The following is a 22,065-nucleotide window of genomic DNA, read 5'->3' on the forward strand; positions in this document are numbered from 1 at the left end:
GCCACCACCCTCGCCCCCACCAACACCACCTTCGCCGCCGACGACTACTGCCTCGGCGAGTGCGGCGACATCCTGCCACCCGGCCAGAACGGCAACGCCACCCTCGTCGAGGTGCTCGGCAACCAGGCATTCGGCACCCTGCCCAAGCACTCCGCCGACCAGCTCGGCCGCTACGCCGACCTGGTGTACTCCTACGCCGGCCTGCGGCAGGACCAGATCAGCTCGTTCTTCAACGACGCCTCCTTCGGCGTGCCACCCGGGCAGATCGAGCGCGACTACTCGCCCCGGGCCGACGTGCGGATCGTGCGGGACAAGGCCACCGGCGTCCCGCACATCACCGGCACCACCCGGGGCGGCACCATGTACGGCGCCGGGTACGCCGGGGCGGAGGACCGGCTGTTCACCATGGACCTGCTGCGGCACGTCGGCCGCGGCACCCTCACCCCGTTCGCCGGCGGCCACCCCGGCAACCGGGCCCTGGAGCAGAGCGTCTGGCGGACCTCCCCGTACACCGAGACCGACCTGCGGGCGCAGATCGAGGCGCTGCGCGTCAAGAGCGGCGCCCGCGGCGAGCAGCTCTACGCCGACGTCCAGGAGTACATCGCCGGGATCAACGCCTACATCCGCACCTGCATGGCCAACCGGAACTGCCCCGGCGAGTACGTCCTCGCCGGACACCTCGACTCGGTCACCAACGCCGGCGGCCCCAAGCCGTTCCAGATGACCGACCTGATCGCCATCGCCGGTGTGGTCGGCGGCCTCTTCGGCGGCGGGGGCGGCACCGAGATGCAGTCGGCGCTGGTGCGGATCGCCGCCCGCGCCCGCTACGGCACCGTCGAGGGCGACAAGGTGTGGACCGCCTTCCGCCACCAGAACGACCCGGAGACGGTGCTCACCCTGCACGACGGGCAGAGCTTCCCGTACGGCGCGGCGTCACCGGACGCGCCCAGCGTGGTGCTGCCCGACGCCGGCTCCGCCCGGGTGGAGCCGGTGGTCACCGACCAGACCGGCTCGGCCGCCGGCGCCACCGCCACCAACTCCTCCGAGCTGGCCGCCGCGCTGTCCGGGCTGACCATCTCTTCGCAGCACCGCGGCATGTCCAACGCCGTCCTGGTCAGCGGCGCCCACTCCACGACCGGACACCCGATCGCCGTGTTCGGCCCGCAGACCGGCTACTTCTCCCCCCAGCTGCTGATGGTGCAGGAGTTGCAGGGCCCGGGCATCAGCGCCCGCGGCGCCGCCTTCGCCGGGCTCAACCTCTACGTGCTGCTCGGCCGGGGGCCGGACTACGCGTGGAGCGCCACCTCCTCCATCCACGACATCACCGACACCTACGCGGTGCCGCTGTGCACCCCGGACGGCAGCACGCCGACGCTGGCCGGCAACCACTACCTCTACCGTGGCGCCTGCCTGCCCATGGAGGAGATCGCGCACGTCAACAAGTGGAACCCCACCGTCGCCGACGGCACCCCCGCCGGGTCGTACAAGCTCGTCGCCTGGCGCACCAAGCTGGGGCTGGTCTCCTGGCGGGGCACGGTCGGCGGCCGACCGCACGCGTTCACCCAGCTCCGCTCCACCTACCAGCACGAGGCCGACTCGGCGGTCGGGTTCCAGATGTTCAACGACCCGGCCGCGATGGGCTCGGCGGACGCCTTCATGGCCTCGGCGAACAACGTCGAGTACGCCTTCAACTGGTTCTACGTCAACTCCACCGAGTCGGCGTACTTCAACTCCGGACTCAACCCGGTGCGGGCCGCGGGCAGCAACCCGAACCTGCCGATGAAGGCCGAACCCGCGTACGAGTGGCAGGGCTACCACCCGGCGACGAACACCGCCACCTACGCCCCGCTGTCGGCCCACCCCCGCTCGGTGAACCAGGACTACTACATCAGCTGGAACAACAAGCAGGCCAAGGACTTCGGCGCCGCCGACGGCAACCTCAGCTTCGGCGCCGTACACCGGGGCGACCTGCTGGACAGGCCGATGAAGGCCGCCCTGGCGGCCGGCCGGAAGTTCGACCGCGCCTCGCTGGTGTCACTGGTACAGCAGGCGGGCCTGACCGACCTGCGCGCGGTCGAGGTGCTCGACGAGCTGATCCGGGTGCTGGAGAGCCAGCCGGTCACCGACAGCGCGCTGGCCGGCGAGGTCAGCCGGCTCAAGGCGTGGCGGCAGGCCGGCGGTCTGCGGGTGGAGACCGCCAAGGGCTCGAAGGTGTACCAGCACGCGGAGGCGATCCGCACCTTCGACGCCTGGTGGCCGCTGCTGGTCAGGGGCATGTTCAAGGCCCCGCTCGGCGCGGACCTCTACCAGTCGCTGGTCAACGCCCTGCAGATCAACGAGTCTCCCTCCGGCCACCAGCGGGGCGACCTGTCCGACCTGCCCACCTCGGCCAACGATGCCCAGGCACACAAGGGCTCGGCGTTGCAGTACGGCTGGTGGGGCTGGGTCGACAAGGACCTGCGGGCGGTGCTCGGCGACCCGGTACGGGGCGGCCTCGGCCGCACCTACTGCGGCAACGGCAGCCTGACCGGATGCCGGCAGGTCCTGCTCGACACGCTGCGCGCCGCGGCGGCCACCCCGGCCGCCACGACCTACCCGGGCGACAGCAAATGCGCCGCCGGCGACCAGTGGTGCGCCGACGCGATCGTCCAGATACCGTTGGGCGGCATCAAGCACGCCATCACCGCCTGGCAGAACCGGCCCACCTACCAGCAGGTGGTCTCCTTCCCGGCCCGGCGCGGCGACCGGCCGTCGACCAACCTGGCCCTCGGCCGGCCGGTCACGGCGTCCAGCACCGAGTTCCTCCAGGGTGCCGCGCGGGCGGTGGACGGGAACCTCGACACCCGCTGGGCCAGCGAGCGGGCCGACAACCAGTGGCTCACCGTCGACCTGGGCTCGGCCCGACAGGTTGGCCGGGTGGCGCTGACCTGGGAGGCCGCGTACGCGCGGTCGTACCGGATCGAGGTCTCCACCGACGGCAGCACCTGGCGGGAGGTCTGGTCGACCACGGCCGGTGACGGGGGCAGCGACGTGATCGCGTTCCCGGCACAGAACGCCCGGTACGTGCGGATGCGTGGGCTGACCCGGGCCACCTCCTACGGCTTCTCGCTGTACGAGATGGCGGTGTACGCCCGCTGAACGGGGGTCCGGCCGGCGCGGGGTCAGCGCGCCGGCCGGGCTCCGTCAGGCCAGGTAGACCTGGCCTCCCTCGACCTTGATCTGCTTGGCGGGCAGCGGTCTGGTCGCCGGCCCCTCCTTCACCGCGCCGTCGGTGATGGCGAACCTGCTGTTGTGACAGGTGCAGTTGATGGTGCCGCCGTCGACGTTCGACACCGGGCACCGCTGATGAGTGCAGATCGGGTCGAAACCCTTGAACTCGCCCTCGGTGGGCTGGGTGACGACCACGCCGCGCTCAACGAAGATGGCCCCGCCGCCGACCGGGATGTCGGTGGTCCGGGCCAGCGGGGCGGTGCCGTCACGGCTACCGGCGCCGGGTGCGCCGGTCACGCCCGCCCCACCGCTGGTCGGTCCCGACGCCGGCGGGGCTGCCGGCTCGTCGTCGCCGCCGCAGGCGGCCAGTACGACCGACGCCCCGACCGCGCCGGCGCCCGCGAGCAGGGCCCGGCGCGTCTGCGCGCCCGGCCCGGTCAGCACCTCATCGTCACTCATCCTCGGCCTCTCTCTCGACGTGCCGCCGCCGGCCGTGGATCCGGCCGCACCCCTGCACACGCACCACTGTGCCCGAGGGTTCACCTGATCGGCGACGGGCGCGGCGGCATCCCGACCCGCCCGCCGTACGGCTCAGCGGGCCCCGGCCGGCACCTTGCGGGTACGCGACGTGGCCCCGTTGGCCTTCGCCGCCCGGGTGGTGGCGGCCTTGGCCCCCTTGGCCTCGCCGTCGAGCTTCAACATCGGCCGCAGGAACTGGCCGGTGTGGCTCTCGGGCACCTCCGCGACCTCCTCCGGCGTGCCGGTGGCGAGCACCGTGCCGCCCCGGTGGCCGCCCTCCGGGCCCATGTCGATGAGCCAGTCGGCGGTCTTGATGACGTCGAGGTTGTGCTCGATGGTGATCACCGTGTTGCCCTTGTCGACCAGGCCCTCCAGCACCATCAGCAGCTTGCGGATGTCCTCGAAGTGCAGGCCGGTGGTCGGCTCGTCGAGCACATAGACCGTCCGCCCGGTGGAGCGCTTCTGCAGCTCGGCGGCGAGCTTGACCCGCTGCGCCTCGCCGCCGGACAGCGTCGGGGCGGGCTGGCCCAGGCGGACGTAACCCAACCCGACGTCGACCAGCGTCTTCAGGTGCCGGTGGATGGCCGGGATGGCGGAGAAGAACTCCGCCGCCTCCTCGATCGGCATCTCCAGCACGTCGGAGACGGTCTTGCCCTTGTAGTGCACCTCCAGGGTCTCCCGGTTGTACCGGGCGCCCTTGCAGACCTCGCACGGGACGTAGACGTCCGGCAGGAAGTTCATCTCGATCTTGATGGTGCCGTCACCGGAACACGCCTCGCACCGACCGCCCTTGACGTTGAACGAGAACCGGCCGGGGCCGTACCCCCGCACCTTGGCCTCGGTGGTCTCGGCGAACAGTTTGCGGACGTGGTCCCAGACGCCGGTGTAGGTGGCCGGGTTGGACCGCGGCGTCCGGCCGATCGGCGACTGGTCCACGCCGACGACCTTGTCCACGTGCTCCAGGCCGGTGACCCGGGTGTGCCGACCCGGGACCAGCCGGGCGCCGTTGATCTGGTTGGCGAGCACCGCGTACAGGATGTCGTTGACCAGCGTCGACTTGCCGGAACCGGAGACACCGGTGACCGCGATGAGCTGGCCGAGCGGGAACGACACGGTCAGGTTGCGCAGGTTGTGCTCACGCGCGCCGTGCACCACCAGCTCACGCCCGGGGGTCTGCGGACGACGCCGGCGGGGGGTGGGGATGGACTTGCGCCCGGACAGGTACGCCCCGGTGACCGACTCGGCGTTCTCCAGCAGCGCCGGCACCGAGCCGCTGTGCACGATCTTCCCGCCGTGCTCACCGGCGCCCGGCCCGATGTCGACGATCCAGTCGGCGACCCGGATGGTGTCCTCGTCGTGCTCGACCACGATCAGGGTGTTGCCGAGGCCGCGCAGCCGCAGCAGGGTCTCGATCAGGCGGTGGTTGTCCCGCTGGTGCAGGCCGATCGACGGCTCGTCGAGCACGTACAGCACGCCGACCAGGCCCGACCCGATCTGGGTGGCCAGCCGGATGCGCTGCGCCTCGCCGCCCGAGAGGGTGCCGGCCGGACGGTCCAGGGAGAGGTAGTCCAAGCCGACGTCGAGCAGGAACCTCAGCCGGGCGTTGATCTCCTTGAGCACCCGCTCGGCGATCATCTTCTGCCGGTCGGTCAGCTCGATGCCGGCGAGCAGGTCGGCGGCCTCCCCCACCGAGAGGTTGCACACCTCGGCGATGCTCCGCCCCGCCAGAGTGACCGCGAGCACCTCCGGCTTGAGCCGGGCCCCGCCGCAGGCCGCGCAGGGCACGTCCCGCATGTAGCCCTCGTACTTCTCCCGCGACCACTCCGACTCGGTGTCGGAGTGCCGGCGCTCGATCCACTGCACCACGCCCTCGAAGCCGGTGTAGTAGGAGCGTTCGCGGCCGTACTTGTTGCGGTAGCGCACGTGCACCTGGTCACCGGAGCCGTGCAGGATCGTCTTCTGCGCCCGCGACGGCAGCGCCCGCCACGGCGTGTCCACGTCGAAGTGCTCGGCCTCGCCGAGCGCCTCCAGCAGGCGCAGGAAGTATTCCAGGTTGTGCCCGGTCGCCCAGGGCTGGATCGCGCCCTCGCGCAGGGTCCGCTCCGGGTCGGGGACGAGCAGCTCCGGGTCGACCTCCTTCTTGGTGCCCAGGCCGGTGCACTCGGGGCAGGCGCCGTAGGGGGCGTTGAAGGAGAAGACCCGGGGCTCCAGATCCTCGATGGCCAGCGGGTGGTCGTTCGGGCAGGCCAGGTGCTCGGAGTAGCGCCGCTCCCGCTCCGGGTCGTCCTCCGGCAGGTCGACGAAGTCGAGCAGGACCAGGCCGCCGGAGAGGCCGAGGGCGGCCTCGACCGAGTCGGTGAGCCGCTGCTTGGCGCTCGGCTTGACGCTGAGCCGGTCGATCACCACCTCGATGGTGTGCTTCTCCTGCTTCTTGAGCCTCGGCGGCTCGGTGAGCTGGTGCACCACGCCGTCGACCCGGGCGCGGGCGTAGCCCTTCGACTGCAGCTCGGCGAAGAGGTCGACGTACTCGCCCTTACGGCCGCGGACCACCGGGGCGAGCACCATGAACCGGGTGCCCTCGGCCATGGCGAGGACCCGGTCGACGATCTGCTGCGGGCTCTGCCGGGAGATCCTCTCGCCGCAGACCGGGCAGTGCGGCTCGCCGACGCGGGCGAAGAGCAGGCGGAGGTAGTCGTAGACCTCGGTGATGGTGCCGACGGTGGACCGTGGGTTGCGTGAGGTCGACTTCTGGTCGATGGAGACCGCGGGGCTCAGCCCCTCGATGAAGTCGACGTCGGGCTTGTCCATCTGGCCGAGGAACTGCCGGGCGTACGACGACAGCGACTCGACGTACCGGCGCTGTCCCTCGGCGAAGATCGTGTCGAAGGCCAGGCTCGACTTGCCCGAACCGGAGAGCCCGGTGAAGACGATCAGGGCGTCCCGGGGCAGGTCGAGACTGACGTCACGCAGGTTGTGCTCGCGCGCGCCACGGATGATCAGACGGTCGGCCACGGTGCGTGTGCTCCCGGAAGAAGAAAGTGAGGCGGGTGTGCGCTCGGAGCGGGTCTGTGCGCTCGGAGCGGGTCTGAGCGGTTTGCGGCGCAGAAAAGACGCCCGATCAACTCTAGCCCCGAGGTACGACAATTCCCGGCGCGCACACATTCCCCCTGCTCAACCGGCCGACCGGCCCGCGCGCCCGCCATGATCCGGTGGCGCTGCGGGACAGCCCACTCGGGTGTCGTGTCCCGCAGCGTTACCCGATCCGAAAGCACCCGCGGCCGAGCCGGAGCGGCTCAGCGGGCGCGCGGCGACGGGGGTGGGGTCGGACGGGCGGTGCGGTGCCGACCGCCCCGCCCGCCACCGCGCCGATCGGCGGCCAGCCGCACCTCCCGGCGGCGACTCTGGTACGCCACCTCCCGCTGCAACCGGCGCCAACTCTCCCAGCGCCGGGCGGACAGCTCCCCGCCCTCCAGCGCCGCCCGCACCGCGCAGGCCGGCTCCGCCTCGTGCGCGCAGTCGGCGTACCGGCAGCCGGTGGCCAGGTCCGCGATGTCGGCGAACGCCCGGTCCAGCCCGGCAGCCCCGTCCAGGAGGCCCACCGCGCGTACGCCCGGGGTGTCCAGCACGGCCCCGCCGCCGGGAACCGGCACCAGCGCCCGCCAGGTGGTGGTGTGCCGGCCCTTGCCGTCGACCCGACGGATCGCCTGCGTCGGCATCACGGTCGCCCCGGCCAGGGCGTTGACCAGGCTCGACTTGCCCGCCCCGGACGGGCCGAGCAGGCCGAGCGTCAGCCCTTGGGCGACGTACGGCCGCAGCGCGTCCAGGCCGGCGCCCCGCTCCGCGCTGACCGGCAGCACCGGCACCCCGGGCGCCACGGCGGCCAGCTGCCGGGCCACCGCCTCCGGGCGCGCGGACAGGTCGACCTTGGTCAGCACGACCAGCGGACGGGCCCCCGACTCGTGTGCCAGGGAGAGCAGCCGCTCGATCCGGGCGACGTCGGGCTCGGGGTGTACCGGCTCGACCACCGCGGCGGCGTCGAGGTTCGCGGCGAGCACCTGCCCGCTGGCATCCCGGCCGGCGGTACGCCGGATCAGCGCGGTCCGGCGCGGCAGCACGGAGTCGACGGTCACCGGCCCGTCCGGCCAGGCGGCGAGCAGCACCCAGTCGCCCGCGCAGGGCAGGGCGGTCAGGTCACGGGCCGCGGCGGCGAGCACGCCCGGGCCGAGGCTGGCTCGCACCGGGCCGTCGGCGCAGAGCACGGTGCAGACGCCCCGGTCCACCCGGGCCACCCGGCCCGGGCGGCGGTCGGGGCGCCGGCGCGCGTACGCCGCCCACCCGGCGTCGAGGCCGAGCGCAGCAAGATCGATCTTCATCGCGTCCTCATCGGTGTCGGAGCTGGTGATGGCGGGACAGCCGTGCTACGACCGACATGCTCACCCCCCCGTCCGTCGACCCGGCGCCACGTCGTGACCGACCGTAGGGCGCGCGCCGACGCGCCGAAAGCGATTTCCCCGGCGACGCGACGACCGGAGGGACGCTAGGGTCGGTTCGTGACCACGGATCCGCTTCTGCTGACCGGCGAGCTGGACGACGCCACCGCCCGGCTCCTGCGCGCCGCCGAGACCCTGGACGCCGCGGACCTCGCGGCCCCGTCGCTGCTGCCCGGCTGGACCCGCGGCCACGTGCTCACCCACCTGGCCCGCAACGCCGACGGCTTCGTCAACCTCCTCACCTCCGCGCGTACCGGCGAGCGGATCCCGCAGTACGCCAGCCCCGCCGCCCGCGACGCCGACATCGCCACTGGCGCCACCCGACCCCCGGCCGGCCAGCTGGACGACCTGCGACGCTCGGCGGAGAGCTTCGCCGAGGCGGTCGCCGCCATGCCCGTGGAGGCATGGGGCGCCGTGGTCGAGACCTGGCGCGGCCAACCGTGGCCGGCCGCCATGCTGGTCTGGGGCCGGCTGCGGGAGGTGGAGGTGCACCACGTCGACCTGGCCACCGGCTACCGGCCGGCGGACTGGCCGCAGGCGTTCGCCCAGCACCTGCTGCACGAGGTGGTCAGCGGGCTGGCCGGCCGCGCGGACACCCCGCCGATGGTGCTGCGCTTCGACGGCACGCGGCACGAATTGGTGGTCGGCGAGCCGGAGGGCGCTCCCGTGGTCACCGGTTCCCCCACCGAGCTGGTCGCCTGGCTGATCGGCCGCGGCCGCGGCGAGACCCTGACCGTCACCCCGGACGGTCCGCTGCCGACCCCACCGGAATGGATCTAGACATCGCCATGAGCTACACCGGAAGCGTCACCGCCGGCGGCCCACCCGCCGTCCGCGAGCTGACCGGACTCACCGTCACCAAGGTGTCGGTCGGCCCGATGGACAACAACGCCTACCTGCTGCGCTGCCGCGCCACCGGCGAGCAGGTGCTGATCGACGCGGCGAACGAGGCCCCCCGCCTGCTGGAACTCGTCGGCGACGCCGGGCTGGCCACCGTGGTCACCACCCATCAGCACATGGACCACTGGGTGGCGCTGGAGGAGGTCGTCGCCAAGACCGGCGCCCGCGCCCTGGTGCACGCCGACGACGCCGAGGGGCTGCCCATCCCGGCGGAGCCGCTCGCCGACGGCGACCCGGTGCGGGTGGGCGACCAGACCCTGGAGGTCATCCACCTCAAGGGCCACACCCCCGGTTCCGTCGCGCTGCTGTACCGCGACCCGGCCGGCGCGCCGCACCTGTTCACCGGGGATTCCCTCTTCCCCGGAGGCCCTGGGAGGACAACCGACGCGGACGAGTTTGCGCAGCTCATGGGCGACCTCGAAGAGAAGGTCTTCGGTCGTCTACCGGATGAGACGTGGTTCTACCCGGGTCACGGTGATGACTCCACCATCGGTAACGAACGGCCGTCGATCGGGCAATGGTGGGCGCGCGGCTGGTAGGAGCGCTCGCGTTACGGGACCCCGCATCTGCTAGACGCAGACGTCCGCGCCGTACGTGTAGCAAATCCAATCCTTGTACGCGGCGCCGCCGCCCGACGACACCCTCGTCGACCCGTAGTAGGTGCGCGCCCAACTCGACGGACTGCCACCACAGCCGACCGCCACACTCACGCTGGTCGCGTTGGACGGGATCGCCTTCGAATAGTTGGCGATCATCGGGTCGGAGGTCGCCGACCACGACGCCCAGCCGTTACCGCCCGCGTTGGTGGACACCCACATGCCGACGACCCGGCCCTGCGAGTTCGCGCCGCAGGTGATCCGGCCGCTGATCGTGGTGGCGGCTGCGGCTGGCGACGCTGTTACGGCGACGGTGCCGGCGGTGGCGAGGAGCATCGCGGCGGCAGCGGTGGCTGGCCTCCACGTCTTGGCTCTGCGCATGGTGCCTCCCGAGGTGTTGGCCGCCTGGTGCGGCCACCCTGGGTAAACTACGGGGTGCGTCTCGGTGATCACTATCAGCGATCCGATACGGGTGTGTAACGTCCCGGCCATCGACCGGTGATCCCTGATGACCGGTCAGCGGCCTCGACGGCGCTTCATGATCGCCCACGCCCCGCCCGCCACCGCAGCAGTCAACGGCAGAAGGCAACAGAGGGTGGCGACAGCGACATGCCACGGCTTCAAGGCCCCCATGAGGCACGACGGTAACGACTGACGTCAACATCCGCGCGGCGGCCTCCGAGCACTGCCACGCTGGGATGGATCCGTTGTCGCGGATCTTCACCCCCGGCAGCCCGGCTCTCCCCCACGATGACCGTGGGGGGGGCGAACATGGAGCACGTTCACGGCCGGCACGGGCAGGGCCGGCGGTGAACCCCGCCCGCCGGGCCAGCGCCCACGCCGAACCGGCACTACGGCGCCCAGTCGCTCCCATGCTCGCCACACCAGTCAACGCCGTACCCGAGGGCCCTGGCCTGGTGCATGAACCGAAGTGGGACGGCTGGCGTGCCCTGGTCTTCCGCGAACCCGACGGCGTGTACATCCAATCCAGGGCAGGCCGGAATCTCACCACCTACTTCCCCGACATCACCCGCGCGATCCGACAAACCATCCCACCCGGCGTGGTTCTCGACGGCGAACTCATCGCGTGGGAGCGAGGCCGACTCAACTTCGCGCAACTCCAACGGCGCGTCACCGCCGGCCGCGGCCTTTTCCGCCTGGCCCACGAGTGCCCCGCCCACTACGTGCTGTTCGACCTGCTCGCCGACGTCGGCGGCCACGTCATCCTGAACCTACCGCTGTCGCAGCGGCGGGCACGCCTCGAACGGCTGCTCGCCGACGCCCCACACTCCCTCACCGCGACGCCGCAAACCCCCGACATGCGGCAGGTCGCCGACTGGCTGACCCACTGGACCGTCGCCACCGGCATCGAAGGAGTCGTCAGCAAACGGCTCGACGGCCGGTACGAGCCGGGCCGGAGAGGCTGGTCAAAGTTCCGCACCCGGCTCGTCACCGAAGCTATCGTCGGCGGGGTGACCGGCAGCATCAGCAATCCCGACACCGTGCTGCTGGGCAGGTTCGACCGTCGCGGCCGGCTGCGGTACACCGGACGCACCCACCCGGTCAACGTCGAGCAGCGCGTGGATCTCGCCGCGCAGCTGTGTCCCCTGCCGTCCGCGCCGCGCCGCGATGTCGTGGTCCACCCGTGGCCGCAGCCGCTGCCCGCCACGTGGTCAGGTCAGTTGGAGCGGCCGGAGCCGCTGCGGTACGCGCAGGTGGAGCCGACGGTGGTGGTGGAGGTGGAGGTGGACACGGCGTTCGAGCATCAGCGGTGGCGGCATCGGGTGCGGTACGCGCGGACGAGACCGGACCTGTCGGTGTACGACGTGCCGCTGCTGCTGGGTGAGGATGAGGGCTACTTCGGCGAGCCGTGAACCCGGCCCGAAGCGGGGGGTGCCTGGCCTGAGCCGCCGGGCACAGCCGGTCATCTCTGCCCTCGCACCGATCCGCTGCCGCGGTGAACAGCCGTCGGCCCGCTGGCCCACTCCCCACGTGACACCCTCGTCCAGCGTGAAGGATCCCCCCGTGGCCACCACCCCGCACATCTACCGGCCCCTGCAACCCGCCGCAGGGCAGTCGGGCAACCTGCCCGGGTGGTAAGCGACCATCCGTGGACAGGTAGCTGCTACGAAGCCCCGGCACCTCGGATGAGGGCCGGGGCTTCCGCTGTCACTGCTTGGTGCAGGTCACCACGACCAGGTCATCCGCCGCGAGCTTCGTGCCCGCCTTGGCGGACTGCTTCGTCACCGTCCAGTTCACCAACATGAGCACCAGCTTGTCCTTCTCGTCCTGGCTGCCGTACTGCACGTTCGTGAACCCGAGTTTGCGGAGCTTGTCGTCAGCGACGGCCGCGTTGAGTCCCTTCAGGTCCGGCATGGTCAACGTCACCACCGGCGGCGGCGCTGGGGCCGCCGGCGTCGTGGGCTCAACCGGCGGTGGTGCAGGCGCTGTGCTGGTCTCAGCCGGCGCCGTGGTCGGAGCATCCGTGGTCGGCTCCACAGACGGCTGAGCGGGCGTGGGAAGGCTGTCTGCGACCGCCGCCGCGGTCGGCGACGGCTTCGCAGCCGGCGTGTCCCCGCCGAAGATCGCGGCGACGCCGGTGAGTCCGCAGCAGACGAACACGAGCGCGCCTGCCGCGATGCCGATGATGGCGCCGGTGCCGAGTTTCCGGCGGGGTGCTGGTGGCGGGCTGGGCCATGCGGGAGCCGGTGGTTGGTTGGTCACCGATGGAGTGTGGCGGCGGGTGGTATGGGTCGTCACCTGCCCGTTCGGATGTTGGGGTGTCAGGTTGACGACCGACCCCTGGCTACGGGTGTCGGTGGCCCGCAGCCGCACCGGCTGGCCCTGCGGGCGCCAGGCGCGGCCGGGGCGGGGTCGCAGGTTCAACGGCCCGAACTCGCCGACGCGACCAACAGGAGAACGGCCGGCCGAGGAAGCGGGGGTCGCACCGGGCGATGCCACAGGTCAGACGCGGGTCTGCTCATCGATCCGTCTCGGTGCGCCCCGCTCCATTTTGGGGACAAGGCGTCGAAACACCACGATCGCCCGCCGCTGCTTCACCGGATCCTTCACCGTCCGACCGATCCGCTGCAACCGCCGAACCCTCACCCATCGCGGCACCTGCCGAACGAACACCTCCGGCCGTCTACCCACCGGCCACGGGGCCGGAACCGCACCGGAACCGCCGCCCGCCGTACCGACGTGGCCGCGTGCCCCGGTCCGGCCCGTCGACCAGCTTGCACCTGGCAGCGCCAGCCGCCGCAGGTACAGCAGTCATCACCAGGAAAACGGATATATCGCGCGGGGCTGGTGACCTGGCCGGGCGGCGATCAGCTCGCCCTGGCTGCGCCGGCGACGATCGTCCGGAGCCGACGGCGGGCGCCGAGCACCGCCACCCCGGCCAACGCCAGGCCGACCACCGTCGTCACGAGCACCGGGTCGCCGTCGCCGGGCAGCAGCACGGCCAGGGACCGCGACACCGTCCCCAACGCCAGGTAGAGGCCGGCCCAGAGCGCCGCGCCCGCCGTGGCGAAGGCGACGAACCTCCGGTACGACATGCGCATCCCTCCCGCGGCCAGCGGCAGCAGGGCGTTGAGCACCGGCAGGAACGGCGCGACCAGCACCATCCGCCCGCCTCCGGCCCGCAGGACACGCTCGGCGGTCGCCCAACGGGCCTCGCCGATCCAACCGCCGATCCGGCCGCGCCGCAGCCGGTCGCCGAACACCCGCCCGGCGAGGAAGCTCAGTGACCAGCCGGCGACGCACCCCACCACCACCGCAGCCATAGTCACCGCGCTGGTTGCCGGGTGGCCCACCCCCACTGCCGCGAGGACCGCGACGTCGCCGGGGACCAGCACGCCCAGCAGCGGCACGGCGTCGGCGAGCATGACCAGCCCCAGCATCCCCACCAACAGACCGGTGGGCAGCTCACCGAGCTGGGCGATGATATTCGACATGGTGTCGACGGTACGGCCGGCCCGGGGCCGGCGCCTCCGTCGAATTCCCCACCCGACCCTGATTCTGTCTCGGGGTCACCACCTGCCCCCCCCTGGTCGAACACCCGCCTGGGCCCGCTTTCCCGGGAGCCGGTCAGCGGGACCGGAGCACCTGTACCCGGCGGATCGGCGAATCGACGGAGGGCTCGGTGGTGGGCACTGGATAGCTCGCCACCACCTCCAGGCCGGCAGCCGGCAGGTGGCCCCGGTCGGGATCACCGACCAGCACGTCCGCGCCGGTGGCGGCGACCCGGCGCAGGAACGGCAACACCCGGCCGGCGAGCTCGCCGTCGTAGAGGGCGTCCCCGGCCAACAACAGGTCGACGCCAGCGCCGTCGCCGTCGAGCAGATCACCTCCGGTCGCCGCCACCGTCACCCCGTTGGCCCGGGCGTTGACGGTAACCGCCGCCACCGCGTACGGGTCGATGTCGTTGGCGACGACCCGGGCGGCGCCGGCCAGCGCGGCGGCGATGGCCACCAGCCCGGACCCGGCGGCCAGGTCGAGCACCCGGCGTCCCGAGGCCAGCTCGGGGTGGTCGAGCAGGTGTCGGGCGAGCGCCTGGCCGCCGGCCCAGGCCGACGCCCAGTACGGCGGCGGCAGGGTACGCCCGGCCGCCGCCTCCATCCGGGCCCACCAGACGATCGCGTCCTCGGCCAGGTGCAGGCAGACCTCGGGCACGAACGGGGTGGGGGCCAGCCGGAGGCGGTCCAGCCCGTCGCCCGGAGCCTCGATTTCTCGCTCCAGGACGGCCAGCGCCGCCGTGCTCGGTCCATTCACCGGTCGAGCATGCCGGACCCCGGCCGCCCGACGCGCTGTTTCCGCCGCGGGTCGCGATGTTTTTCCGGTGACCGCCTTGCGGCACTTCGGCCGGCAAAAGTGGGGCCGGCCGGTTACTGTCGGGGTGGAACAGGGGGATCGTCCGCCGCGGCGGGGTCTCCCGACGTGAACAGGGAGAGATGCATGGCAACCGGCACGGTCAAGTGGTTCAACTCGGAAAAGGGCTTCGGCTTCATCGAGCAGGACGGCGGGGGTCCCGACGTCTTCGTCCACTACTCGGCGATCGCCAGCAGCGGCTACCGGGAACTGCAGGAGGCGCAGAAGGTCGAGTTCGAGGTGACCCAGGGTCAGAAGGGTCCGCAGGCGGACAACGTCCGTCCGCTGTAGGTCCGTGCCGGTGGCGGCGGCCGGACCGGCCGCCGCCACTGCGCGTTCCCGGGCCGCCGCACCGCGCGGTCAGGCCACCAGGCGTCTGGCCAGTTCGTCGGCGACCTGTTTGGCCATGGTCGGCGGGATCGCCGCCGCGATACTCTCCGGCTTGAGGCCGGCGAGCACGCCCTGGACGATCGCCGGCTCGTCGGTGTAGTCCTTGTTCGAGAGTGCGGTCAACGCGTTCTGCAGCGCGGTGAGCTGCGCGGCCAGCGACCGCAGTGTCGGGTGCTGTGACACGTACGACGGGACCGTGTGGTCCTCACCCATCGCCATCCGGGTGTAGATCTGGCCGAGCGGGTTACGGCCGTCCAGCGCGGTCAGGTTCTTGTGGACGCTCTCCAGCCAGGCGTGCTCTTCGGGGGTCATGTCGTTCTCCTTCAGCAGTCCGATGGAGGTCAGGTAACGGCGGAACAGCGGGGTCTGGTCCCGGTTCGCCTTGGTCGAGTCGCGGAAGAAACTGAAGTGGGTGTGCCAGAGGTGGGAGCTGTCCCCACTGGTTCGCCTGTTCAGCCGGTCCCACCGCCGGACCGTCTTCCCGTCCGGGGAGTAGATGATTTCGCGGATGTCGCGGCTGTCCGGCGCGTTCGCCACGCACTGGGCGACGCACCAGGTGGAGAAGGTGCGCAGGTCGTGGGTACGCCCCGCCGAGAGCACCTGGAACGTGCCGACGTCCAGCGCCGAGGCGTACAGGGTCAGGCCGGCGGAGTCCCGGGAGGACTCCACGACCGAGTAGTCGTTGGTCACCACCCGGTCCGATCCGCAGTGGTAGCCGCCCCGGTGCGCGGGGTCGCCGACGATACCGACCTCGGCGGGTTCCAGGTCTTCGCCGCGTACTGTGTTCGGGTCGACGTTCAGGCTGTCGAGCAGGAGCCGGCGGACGGCCAGCAGGTTGGCCGGGGCCGTTGTCATGGAGTCCCCCTTCCGCAGCCGCCCCCGAGACTCCGGCTGCTTCAGCGTCAGGTCACAGGTCGAGCCCGATAGTGACTCCACGTAGCGGAATCTCGGTCGGGGATGAGCTCGACCGTTGGTTGCACGTCGTCGGGCCTATCCGCACGTTAGCCGTTGAGACAGGTAAATGCCCAGGTCAGAGGACCTTTCTTCAGATGGCTCGAACCTGGGAGACTGCTGGGAGCGACAAGAACAGACCGGGCTGGGCAGGAAAGCACCCCGACCTCCACTGCGGAGGGTGACGAATGCAGTCTCCCCGTCCGGGGACCGGGCGCCTCAGATGTCGATCCGCGGCCAGGTCGCCGTCCTCCTGCTGCTGATCGCGGCGGTGGTCGCCCTCAGGCGGTGGATCGGCCGGCGGCGGACCCGGGTCGACTCCGCCGCCCGCCGCTGAGCATCCTCGACGAGACCGCGGGTGTGTAAAAAATTTTTGACATCAGGTCTGGGTTCTTTTACCTTCGTCATGTCAGGTTTTCTATAGCGGGGAGCTGGACATGTCCTCCGAAGAGAAGCGCTCCTGGATCTACGCCGTGGTCGCCGCCGGCGTCTCCGCGGTCTACTTCATCACCGTCCTGTCGATGGCGCCGGGCGCGGACGTCGCGACGATCGCGTACGTACGCCCGATGCTCACCGCCATCGGTGCCGGGATCGTCTTGGGTATCGTCGCCAGCATCGCAGCCGCCATCGCCTCGCCGAAGGAGGCCGACCGCACGGACGAGCGAGACCGGCAGATCCACCGGCTGGGCGAGTACGTCGGGTTCTACGTCATGAGCATCGCCGCGATCGTCCCGCTCGCCCTGGCAATGGCGGAGGTCGCCCACTTCTGGATCGCCAACACGCTGTACCTGGCGTTCGTGCTGGCCGCGCTCACCTCGTCGATCGTGAAGATCGTTTCGTACCGCCGGGGAATCTAGCCATGGTCAAGCCCACAAGGGTCACGAACTCGATCCGAAGCCTGCGGTTCGCGAACGGCGAAATGACGCAGGCGGAGCTGGCCGACCGCATCGGGGTGACCCGGCAGACCATCATCGCCATCGAGCAGGGTCGGTACTCACCGTCGCTGGAGATGGCCTTCCAGATCGCCCGGGTCTTCGACGTGCCGCTCGACGACGTCTTCGGGTACCCAGACTCCGCGGACTAGCCACCCACCACCACACCCGGCGCGCGAGGAGATCACCTTGCGGGCCCGGCCCGTCACACCCAAATTCAGGGAGGAACCCGTGCCCACCCCTCGACGCCTCGCCCGTATCGCCGGACTGCTCTACCTCATCACGGGCGTCTGCGGCGCCTTCGCCGAGATCGTGCGCGCCACGGTGTACAAAGCCGGCGACGCCGTCACCACGGCGGCCAACGTCGCGACCCATGCCGGCCTGGTCCGCGCCAGCGTCGTGGCCGACCTGGTCGCCGTCCCGACTGGGCTGTTCACGGCGATGGCCCTCTACCTACTACTCAGACACGTACACGCCAACGCGGCCCGAACGATGGTGGCCTTCCTGGCGGTCGCCGCCGCCATGATGGCCCTCAACCTGGCGCACCAGTACCAGGCGCTGCAGGTGAGCGACGCCGCCCACACAGGCCCGTTCAGCGGGCAGGGCTCCGACGCGCTGGTGTTGCTCATGCTCGACCTGCACCACCACGGATACCTCATGACGCAGATCTTCTTCGGCCTGTGGCTGCTCCCGATGGGCTACCTCGTCTATCGGTCCGGCATGATCCCGCGCGTGATCGGGGTCCTGCTCGCGGTCGGCTGCTTCGGCTACCTCGTCGACACGTTCGCCCGGTTCACCGCCCCCGACCTGGGCGCGGCACTGAGCCCCTACGCCGTCACCCCAGCCGCCGTTGCGGAGGTCTCGATGCTGCTCTGGCTGCTCATCAAGGGCGTCAAAGTCCCGCAGCCGGGCCCTCCCGATGCCCTCGCGGCCGCAGTCACTCCCTGACCGCGGAGGACGTCGCCATGACCTCCGGGGTCGGCTCCAGCCGACCGCGGAGGTCATGTGGGCGCCGAGCATGGATCGCCATCCGCCACGTCCAAGACGAGCCAGAGCAGAGCATCGGCGAATCGCAACCATTAACCAACATCCACACCGTCAGTAACATAGACACATATAGATGTTAAACACGCTGTCATCGGCTACTTATCTACTGGTGAGGGAAGCAGGTGGTCAGGTTCCGGACCGCCCGGGACTGGACGTACGCCCCGTCGGTTTCCCGGAAGACGATCGCACGCCACCCATCCCACTTCGACTCATGGACAAAGCCCGGGCCCTCGGGTACCTGATCGACCGGGGCGCGAGCATCGGCGCGACCGGCCGGCCCGGTCGCGCGCTCGCCGCGGGCCCGGCATGGTGTCGGGCCGAGCTCACCGCCTGCCCACGAATGGCCCCGCCCTGGGGCGGTGTTTCAGGGTGGCGTGCCAGGTGGTTGGGGTGAAGGATCTCCGCGTGCTCATCACACCGCTGCCCGGCAGCGACCGAGAAGTCCTCGGTTCCGCCCCTGGCTGAGGGATGTTCGCGCGCCTCAGGTAAGCCCCACCTGGTGGCTGAGGATGGCGAGGAGCAGACCGGCGAGGGCTCCGACGACGAGCATCCACCGCTCGCGGCGGATGTTCTGCCGCCTCTCGGCATCAGCTCGTTCGGTGGTCTCCTGATCTCGTTTCAGAATTACGGCAGTGCTGCTAAGCGCCGTTTCGGTCAACCGCACGAGACGATCCAGGGTGACTCTGAGGCCCGGGGGCACCCCTTCGGAACGCGCTGCGACGTCAGTCTCCCGCAGGCTCTCCAGGATGCTGCCGAGTTCCGCTCGCTGGCGGACCAACTCCATCGTCTCCCGGTGGAGGTGGTCCCGTTCTGACAGGTGAGGATCGAGGTTCTCCCGCTCGACCAGGGCGTCAACGGCGTCCCGGAAGGCTTTGCGTCGCGTCGAGCGGGCCCAGAACAGTGCGCCGAAGGACGCCAACCAGCCCACGCCCCACAGCAGCGTGGGCAGGTCACCGTCTGGAACGGGGAGATACGGATGATGGTCCGGAAGGACCGCCGTGGCTGTGCTGATCACCCAGCTGTGGAAGGCCAGGGACGCGATGCTGACCGGCACGGTCGCCAGCACGGCCAGGCGGATGAGGGGTCGGCCGGGCTCGCCCCCTTCCTTCCACCACCAGGGATGGGTCGGAACGTCCCCGACGCTCAGCGCATCATGTATCCGCACCTTCCCCAGCAGACGTCTGTCCTCACGAACAGAGTGCTCCCGTCCGAGATAGGCGTAGGGCAGGGCCCAGTAGACAACCACCGCCAGCAGGCCGGTCACCACCGACGCGGCACGTCCGGAGAGGGTCAGACGTGCCAGCAACAGCAGAATCAGCGAGCAGAGTCCGGCCAGGAACGCCACCGCGAGAGGGTGGGTCCAGGAGTTGATGACGATCCGTCCCCGCTCGTCGCGTCGGATCCTCGATCGGGAGCGGTGATCGTCCGGTGACCGCATGCCAGACAGCATGCAACACACGGTCACCCCTCGCGAGCCCGGCGCCGATTGAACCCCATAGTGGGTCCAACCGGCCCCTGGGAGGTGGCGCGTCAGTCCGCCTGCAGCGACCGGCTTGAGCCGATCCACTCCCGTAATTCCGAGGCATTTGCCGCTGGAAGTCGGCAGGCCCCACCGGCCCGCCGGGCACTGGCCCGCCACCTGTGCGTCTACGCCGAGTTCGCCGGCGTTTCCCCCACCGAGCTGGCAAGCAGGGCGGACATCGCGGTGACGGTGACAATGGCGCCGCGCCGGCGCACCCGCTCGGCGGCGCCGATGCGCCCGGCCCGCGCCAACCAGTCGATCATCGGCCATGTCCGGGTTCCGGCCCTCCATCCCCGTTCGGCCACGGGCGGGCGAGACCAGATGCCAGGTCGCCGATCCGCGGTGGCGGGCGGACAAATTCGATCATCGCCCGGTCGTGGCCCCGTATCGACGGCCGGCGGTGACCCCGGTGTGTCGCCCGTCACGACCGCCGGGATCACCCGCAGCGCCCGGACGCGCCGGGGTCGACCCGCGTACGCTAGGAAGCCGACCAGCAGCAGGGTCGCCTCTCCCGGCACCAGCCGATTGATGATCACCGCGGCCTCGCCCGCGAAAGTCGTCGCGGCGACCAGGTAGATCACCAGGGTCGGCGGGCCCTGCGGTGACGTCGGCAGCTCGCGCATCCCGGCCCCGGGCAACACCAGGGCCAGCATGCTGCCGCTGGAACGGTCAGAACAGCAGCTTCGGCAGAGATCCGGGCGGGTCTCGGGGGTGACCCCGGCACGTGCCCCGGCAACCGCAGACAGGAGTATGGAGGGTATGCAGCTTCGCACCGACCTCCGCAACGTCGCCATCATCGCCCACGTCGACCACGGCAAGACGACCCTGGTCGACGCCATGTTGCGGCAGGCCGGCGCCTACGGCGCCCGCGGCGAGGATACCGAGCGCGTCATGGACTCGATGGACCTCGAGCGGGAAAAGGGCATCACCATCCTGGCCAAGAACACCGGCGTGCGATACATGCCGGCCGACGGGTCCGAGCAGGTCACCATCAACATCATCGACACCCCCGGGCACGCCGACTTCGGCGGCGAGGTCGAGCGGGGCCTGACCATGGTCGACGGGGTGGTGCTGCTGGTCGACGCCAGCGAGGGTCCCCTGCCGCAGACCCGGTTCGTGCTGCGCAAGGCGCTGCGCGCACGGTTGCCGATCATCCTGGTGATCAACAAGGTGGACCGGCCCGACGCCCGGATCAAGGAGGTCGTGGACGACACCTACGAGCTCTTCCTCGACCTGGACGCCGACGAGGAGCAGATCGACTTCCCGATCGTCTACGCCTGTGCCCGCGACGGCATCGCCTCGCTGGCCCAGCCCGCCGGTGGTGCGGTGCCGGACGACAGCCACAGCCTGGAGCCGCTGTTCCGCACCCTGCTGGACACCATCCCGCCGCCCGCGTACGACGAGGGCGCGCCGCTTCAGGCGCACGTCACCAACCTCGACGCCTCGCCGTTCCTCGGCCGGCTCGCGCTGTGCCGGGTCCGCCAGGGCACCATCGCCAAGGGCCAGACCGTGGCGTGGTGCCGCACCGACGGCAGCACCCAGCGGGTCCGCATCTCCGAGCTGCTGATGACCGAGGGCCTGGAGCGTAAGCCCGCCGACTCCGCCGGCCCGGGCGACATCATCGCCGTCGCCGGCATCCCGGAAATCATGATCGGTGAGACCCTCGCCGACGCGGAGAACCCGGTGCCCCTGCCGTTGATCACCGTTGACGAGCCGGCCATCTCGATGACCATCGGCACCAACACCTCGCCGCTGGTCGGCCGGGTCAAGGGCGCCAAGGTCACCGCCCGGATGGTGAAGGACCGGCTCGACAAGGAGCTCGTCGGCAACGTGTCGCTGCGGGTGCTGCCCACCGAGCGGCCGGACGCCTGGGAGGTGCAGGGTCGCGGCGAACTGGCACTGGCCATCCTGGTCGAGCAGATGCGGCGCGAGTCGTTCGAGCTGACCGTCGGCAAGCCGCAGGTCGTCACCAGGGAGATCGACGGCAAGACCTGCGAGCCGGTGGAGCGGCTGACCATCGACGCCCCGGAGGAGTACCTGGGCGCGATCACCCAGCTCCTCGCGACCCGCAAGGGCCGGATGGAGCAGCTGGTCAACCACGGCACCGGCTGGATCCGGATGGAGTGGTTGGTGCCGGCGCGCGGCCTGATCGGGTTCCGCACCGAGTTCCTCACCGAGACCCGGGGCACCGGCATCCTGCACCACGTCTTCGAGTCCTACGAGCCCTGGTTCGGCGAGCTGCGTACCCGCAACAACGGCTCGCTGGTCGCCGACCGGGCGGGCGCGGTCACCGCGTTCGCCATGACCAACCTCCAGGAGCGCGGCCAGCTCTTCGTGGAGCCGGGCACCGAGGTGTACGAGGGCATGATCGTCGGCGAGAACTCCCGCTCCGACGACATGGACGTCAACATCACCAAGGAGAAGAAGCTCACCAACATGCGCTCGTCGACGGCCGACGAGACCGAGAAGCTGATCCCTCCGCGCAAGCTGTCGCTGGAGCAGGCGCTGGAGTTCTGCCGCGAGGACGAGTGCGTCGAGGTCACCCCGGCCGCCGTACGCATCCGAAAGGTCGTGCTCGACCAGACGCAGCGCGCCCGCACCGCCGCCCGCCGCAAGCACGCCGGCTGACACACCCGCCC

Annotated in this window: 20 protein-coding genes; 10 read left to right on the forward strand and 10 right to left on the reverse strand. The window is 70.9% G+C overall.

What is annotated here, in order from left to right; genetic code table 11:
- Positions 1–3,138: penicillin acylase family protein (locus E1193_RS18040; RefSeq protein WP_132184367.1), on the forward strand; the 3,138-nt coding region annotated here is incomplete at its 5' end.
- A gap of 45 nt (positions 3,139–3,183) precedes the next feature.
- Here the strand turns inward: E1193_RS18040 and E1193_RS18045 are convergent.
- The 3 genes from E1193_RS18045 to rsgA all read right to left on the reverse strand — a co-directional run bounded on the left by E1193_RS18045 (position 3,184) and on the right by rsgA (position 8,102).
- Positions 3,184–3,669 carry a Rieske 2Fe-2S domain-containing protein gene (locus E1193_RS18045; protein ID WP_132184368.1) on the reverse strand — a complete coding sequence of 162 codons (486 nt, stop codon included), beginning with the start codon at positions 3,667–3,669 and terminating at the stop codon, positions 3,184–3,186.
- 132 nt (positions 3,670–3,801) lie between these two features.
- On the reverse strand, positions 3,802–6,741 hold the full coding sequence (uvrA, locus tag E1193_RS18050; protein ID WP_132184369.1) for an excinuclease ABC subunit UvrA: 2,940 nt from the start codon (positions 6,739–6,741) through the stop codon (positions 3,802–3,804).
- 281 nt (positions 6,742–7,022) lie between these two features.
- Positions 7,023–8,102, reverse strand: a complete 1,080-nt coding sequence (gene rsgA / locus E1193_RS18055; protein ID WP_132184370.1) for a ribosome small subunit-dependent GTPase A — start codon at positions 8,100–8,102, stop codon at positions 7,023–7,025.
- A gap of 177 nt (positions 8,103–8,279) precedes the next feature.
- Between rsgA and E1193_RS18060 the strand changes: the two genes are divergently transcribed.
- A complete protein-coding gene (locus tag E1193_RS18060; RefSeq protein ID WP_132184371.1) occupies positions 8,280–8,999 on the forward strand; it encodes a maleylpyruvate isomerase family mycothiol-dependent enzyme in 720 nt (239 codons plus the stop codon).
- 8 nt (positions 9,000–9,007) lie between these two features.
- A complete protein-coding gene (locus E1193_RS18065) occupies positions 9,008–9,658 on the forward strand; it encodes an MBL fold metallo-hydrolase (protein WP_132184383.1) in 651 nt (216 codons plus the stop codon).
- A gap of 30 nt (positions 9,659–9,688) precedes the next feature.
- Here E1193_RS18065 and E1193_RS18070 read toward each other — a convergent pair whose 3' ends face one another.
- Positions 9,689–10,096 carry a hypothetical protein gene (locus E1193_RS18070; protein ID WP_132184372.1) on the reverse strand — a complete coding sequence of 136 codons (408 nt, stop codon included), beginning with the start codon at positions 10,094–10,096 and terminating at the stop codon, positions 9,689–9,691.
- Between the two features lie 491 nt (positions 10,097–10,587).
- Between E1193_RS18070 and E1193_RS18075 the strand changes: the two genes are divergently transcribed.
- Positions 10,588–11,589, forward strand: coding sequence for an ATP-dependent DNA ligase (locus E1193_RS18075; RefSeq protein ID WP_132184373.1), 1,002 nt, complete (start codon positions 10,588–10,590; stop codon positions 11,587–11,589).
- A 295-nt stretch (positions 11,590–11,884) separates the two neighbouring features.
- On the opposite strand, the gene E1193_RS18080 is transcribed toward E1193_RS18075, so the two are convergent.
- From E1193_RS18080 to E1193_RS18095, 3 genes are all read right to left on the reverse strand, one after another.
- Positions 11,885–12,091: a PASTA domain-containing protein gene (locus E1193_RS18080; RefSeq protein WP_132184384.1), complete on the reverse strand. Its 207-nt coding sequence runs from the start codon at positions 12,089–12,091 to the stop codon at positions 11,885–11,887.
- A gap of 953 nt (positions 12,092–13,044) precedes the next feature.
- On the reverse strand, positions 13,045–13,671 hold the full coding sequence (locus E1193_RS18090; protein ID WP_132184374.1) for a VTT domain-containing protein: 627 nt from the start codon (positions 13,669–13,671) through the stop codon (positions 13,045–13,047).
- 133 nt (positions 13,672–13,804) lie between these two features.
- Positions 13,805–14,488, reverse strand: a complete 684-nt coding sequence (locus E1193_RS18095; RefSeq protein WP_132184375.1) for a 50S ribosomal protein L11 methyltransferase — start codon at positions 14,486–14,488, stop codon at positions 13,805–13,807.
- A gap of 183 nt (positions 14,489–14,671) precedes the next feature.
- On the opposite strand from E1193_RS18095, the gene E1193_RS18100 reads away from it, so the two are divergent.
- Positions 14,672–14,875, forward strand: coding sequence for a cold-shock protein (locus tag E1193_RS18100; protein ID WP_088975147.1), 204 nt, complete (start codon positions 14,672–14,674; stop codon positions 14,873–14,875).
- A gap of 69 nt (positions 14,876–14,944) precedes the next feature.
- Here E1193_RS18100 and E1193_RS18105 read toward each other — a convergent pair whose 3' ends face one another.
- Complete coding sequence (locus tag E1193_RS18105) at positions 14,945–15,829, reverse strand: hypothetical protein (protein WP_132184376.1); 885 nt, start codon at positions 15,827–15,829, stop codon at positions 14,945–14,947.
- A gap of 277 nt (positions 15,830–16,106) precedes the next feature.
- Between E1193_RS18105 and E1193_RS31965 the strand changes: the two genes are divergently transcribed.
- From E1193_RS31965 to E1193_RS18120, 4 genes are all read left to right on the forward strand, one after another.
- On the forward strand, positions 16,107–16,262 hold the full coding sequence (locus E1193_RS31965; RefSeq protein ID WP_165945768.1) for a hypothetical protein: 156 nt from the start codon (positions 16,107–16,109) through the stop codon (positions 16,260–16,262).
- Positions 16,263–16,362: 100 nt separating this feature from the next.
- On the forward strand, positions 16,363–16,782 hold the full coding sequence (locus tag E1193_RS18110; protein WP_132184377.1) for a hypothetical protein: 420 nt from the start codon (positions 16,363–16,365) through the stop codon (positions 16,780–16,782).
- Between the two features lie 2 nt (positions 16,783–16,784).
- On the forward strand, positions 16,785–17,009 hold the full coding sequence (locus E1193_RS18115; RefSeq protein WP_132184378.1) for a helix-turn-helix transcriptional regulator: 225 nt from the start codon (positions 16,785–16,787) through the stop codon (positions 17,007–17,009).
- Between the two features lie 79 nt (positions 17,010–17,088).
- Positions 17,089–17,805 (forward strand): DUF4386 domain-containing protein, encoded by a 717-nt coding sequence (locus E1193_RS18120; RefSeq protein ID WP_132184379.1) that lies wholly within the window; start codon positions 17,089–17,091, stop codon positions 17,803–17,805.
- Positions 17,806–18,385: 580 nt separating this feature from the next.
- Here the strand turns inward: E1193_RS18120 and E1193_RS18130 are convergent.
- Both E1193_RS18130 and E1193_RS31970 read right to left on the reverse strand, forming a co-directional pair.
- On the reverse strand, positions 18,386–19,249 hold the full coding sequence (locus E1193_RS18130) for a hypothetical protein (protein ID WP_132184380.1): 864 nt from the start codon (positions 19,247–19,249) through the stop codon (positions 18,386–18,388).
- A gap of 302 nt (positions 19,250–19,551) precedes the next feature.
- Positions 19,552–20,079 (reverse strand): hypothetical protein, encoded by a 528-nt coding sequence (locus E1193_RS31970; protein WP_207922751.1) that lies wholly within the window; start codon positions 20,077–20,079, stop codon positions 19,552–19,554.
- Positions 20,080–20,185: 106 nt separating this feature from the next.
- On the opposite strand from E1193_RS31970, the gene typA reads away from it, so the two are divergent.
- On the forward strand, positions 20,186–22,054 hold the full coding sequence (gene typA, locus E1193_RS18140; protein WP_132184382.1) for a translational GTPase TypA: 1,869 nt from the start codon (positions 20,186–20,188) through the stop codon (positions 22,052–22,054).
- Positions 22,055–22,065 lie beyond the last annotated feature (11 nt).

It is taken from the genome of Micromonospora sp. KC606 (assembly GCF_004348675.1).
Classification (GTDB): Bacteria; Actinomycetota; Actinomycetes; order Mycobacteriales; family Micromonosporaceae; genus Micromonospora.

Bases quoted from the DNA above. Each gene is read 5' to 3' on its own strand.
- E1193_RS18045 (WP_132184368.1), bottom strand. From the start codon at position 3,669: ATGAGTGACGATGAGGTGCTGACCGGGCCGGGCGCGCAGACGCGCCGG.
- rsgA (WP_132184370.1), bottom strand. From the start codon at position 8,102: ATGAAGATCGATCTTGCTGCGCTCGGCCTCGACGCCGGGTGGGCGGCG.
- E1193_RS18065 (WP_132184383.1), top strand. From the start codon at position 9,008: ATGAGCTACACCGGAAGCGTCACCGCCGGCGGCCCACCCGCCGTCCGC.
- E1193_RS18070 (WP_132184372.1), bottom strand. From the start codon at position 10,096: ATGCGCAGAGCCAAGACGTGGAGGCCAGCCACCGCTGCCGCCGCGATG.
- E1193_RS18075 (WP_132184373.1), top strand. From the start codon at position 10,588: ATGCTCGCCACACCAGTCAACGCCGTACCCGAGGGCCCTGGCCTGGTG.
- E1193_RS18080 (WP_132184384.1), bottom strand. From the start codon at position 12,091: ATGCCGGACCTGAAGGGACTCAACGCGGCCGTCGCTGACGACAAGCTC.
- E1193_RS18090 (WP_132184374.1), bottom strand. From the start codon at position 13,671: ATGTCGAATATCATCGCCCAGCTCGGTGAGCTGCCCACCGGTCTGTTG.
- E1193_RS18100 (WP_088975147.1), top strand. From the start codon at position 14,672: ATGGCAACCGGCACGGTCAAGTGGTTCAACTCGGAAAAGGGCTTCGGC.
- E1193_RS18105 (WP_132184376.1), bottom strand. From the start codon at position 15,829: ATGACAACGGCCCCGGCCAACCTGCTGGCCGTCCGCCGGCTCCTGCTC.
- E1193_RS18110 (WP_132184377.1), top strand. From the start codon at position 16,363: ATGTCCTCCGAAGAGAAGCGCTCCTGGATCTACGCCGTGGTCGCCGCC.
- E1193_RS18115 (WP_132184378.1), top strand. From the start codon at position 16,785: ATGGTCAAGCCCACAAGGGTCACGAACTCGATCCGAAGCCTGCGGTTC.
- E1193_RS31970 (WP_207922751.1), bottom strand. From the start codon at position 20,079: ATGCTGGCCCTGGTGTTGCCCGGGGCCGGGATGCGCGAGCTGCCGACG.
- typA (WP_132184382.1), top strand. From the start codon at position 20,186: ATGCAGCTTCGCACCGACCTCCGCAACGTCGCCATCATCGCCCACGTC.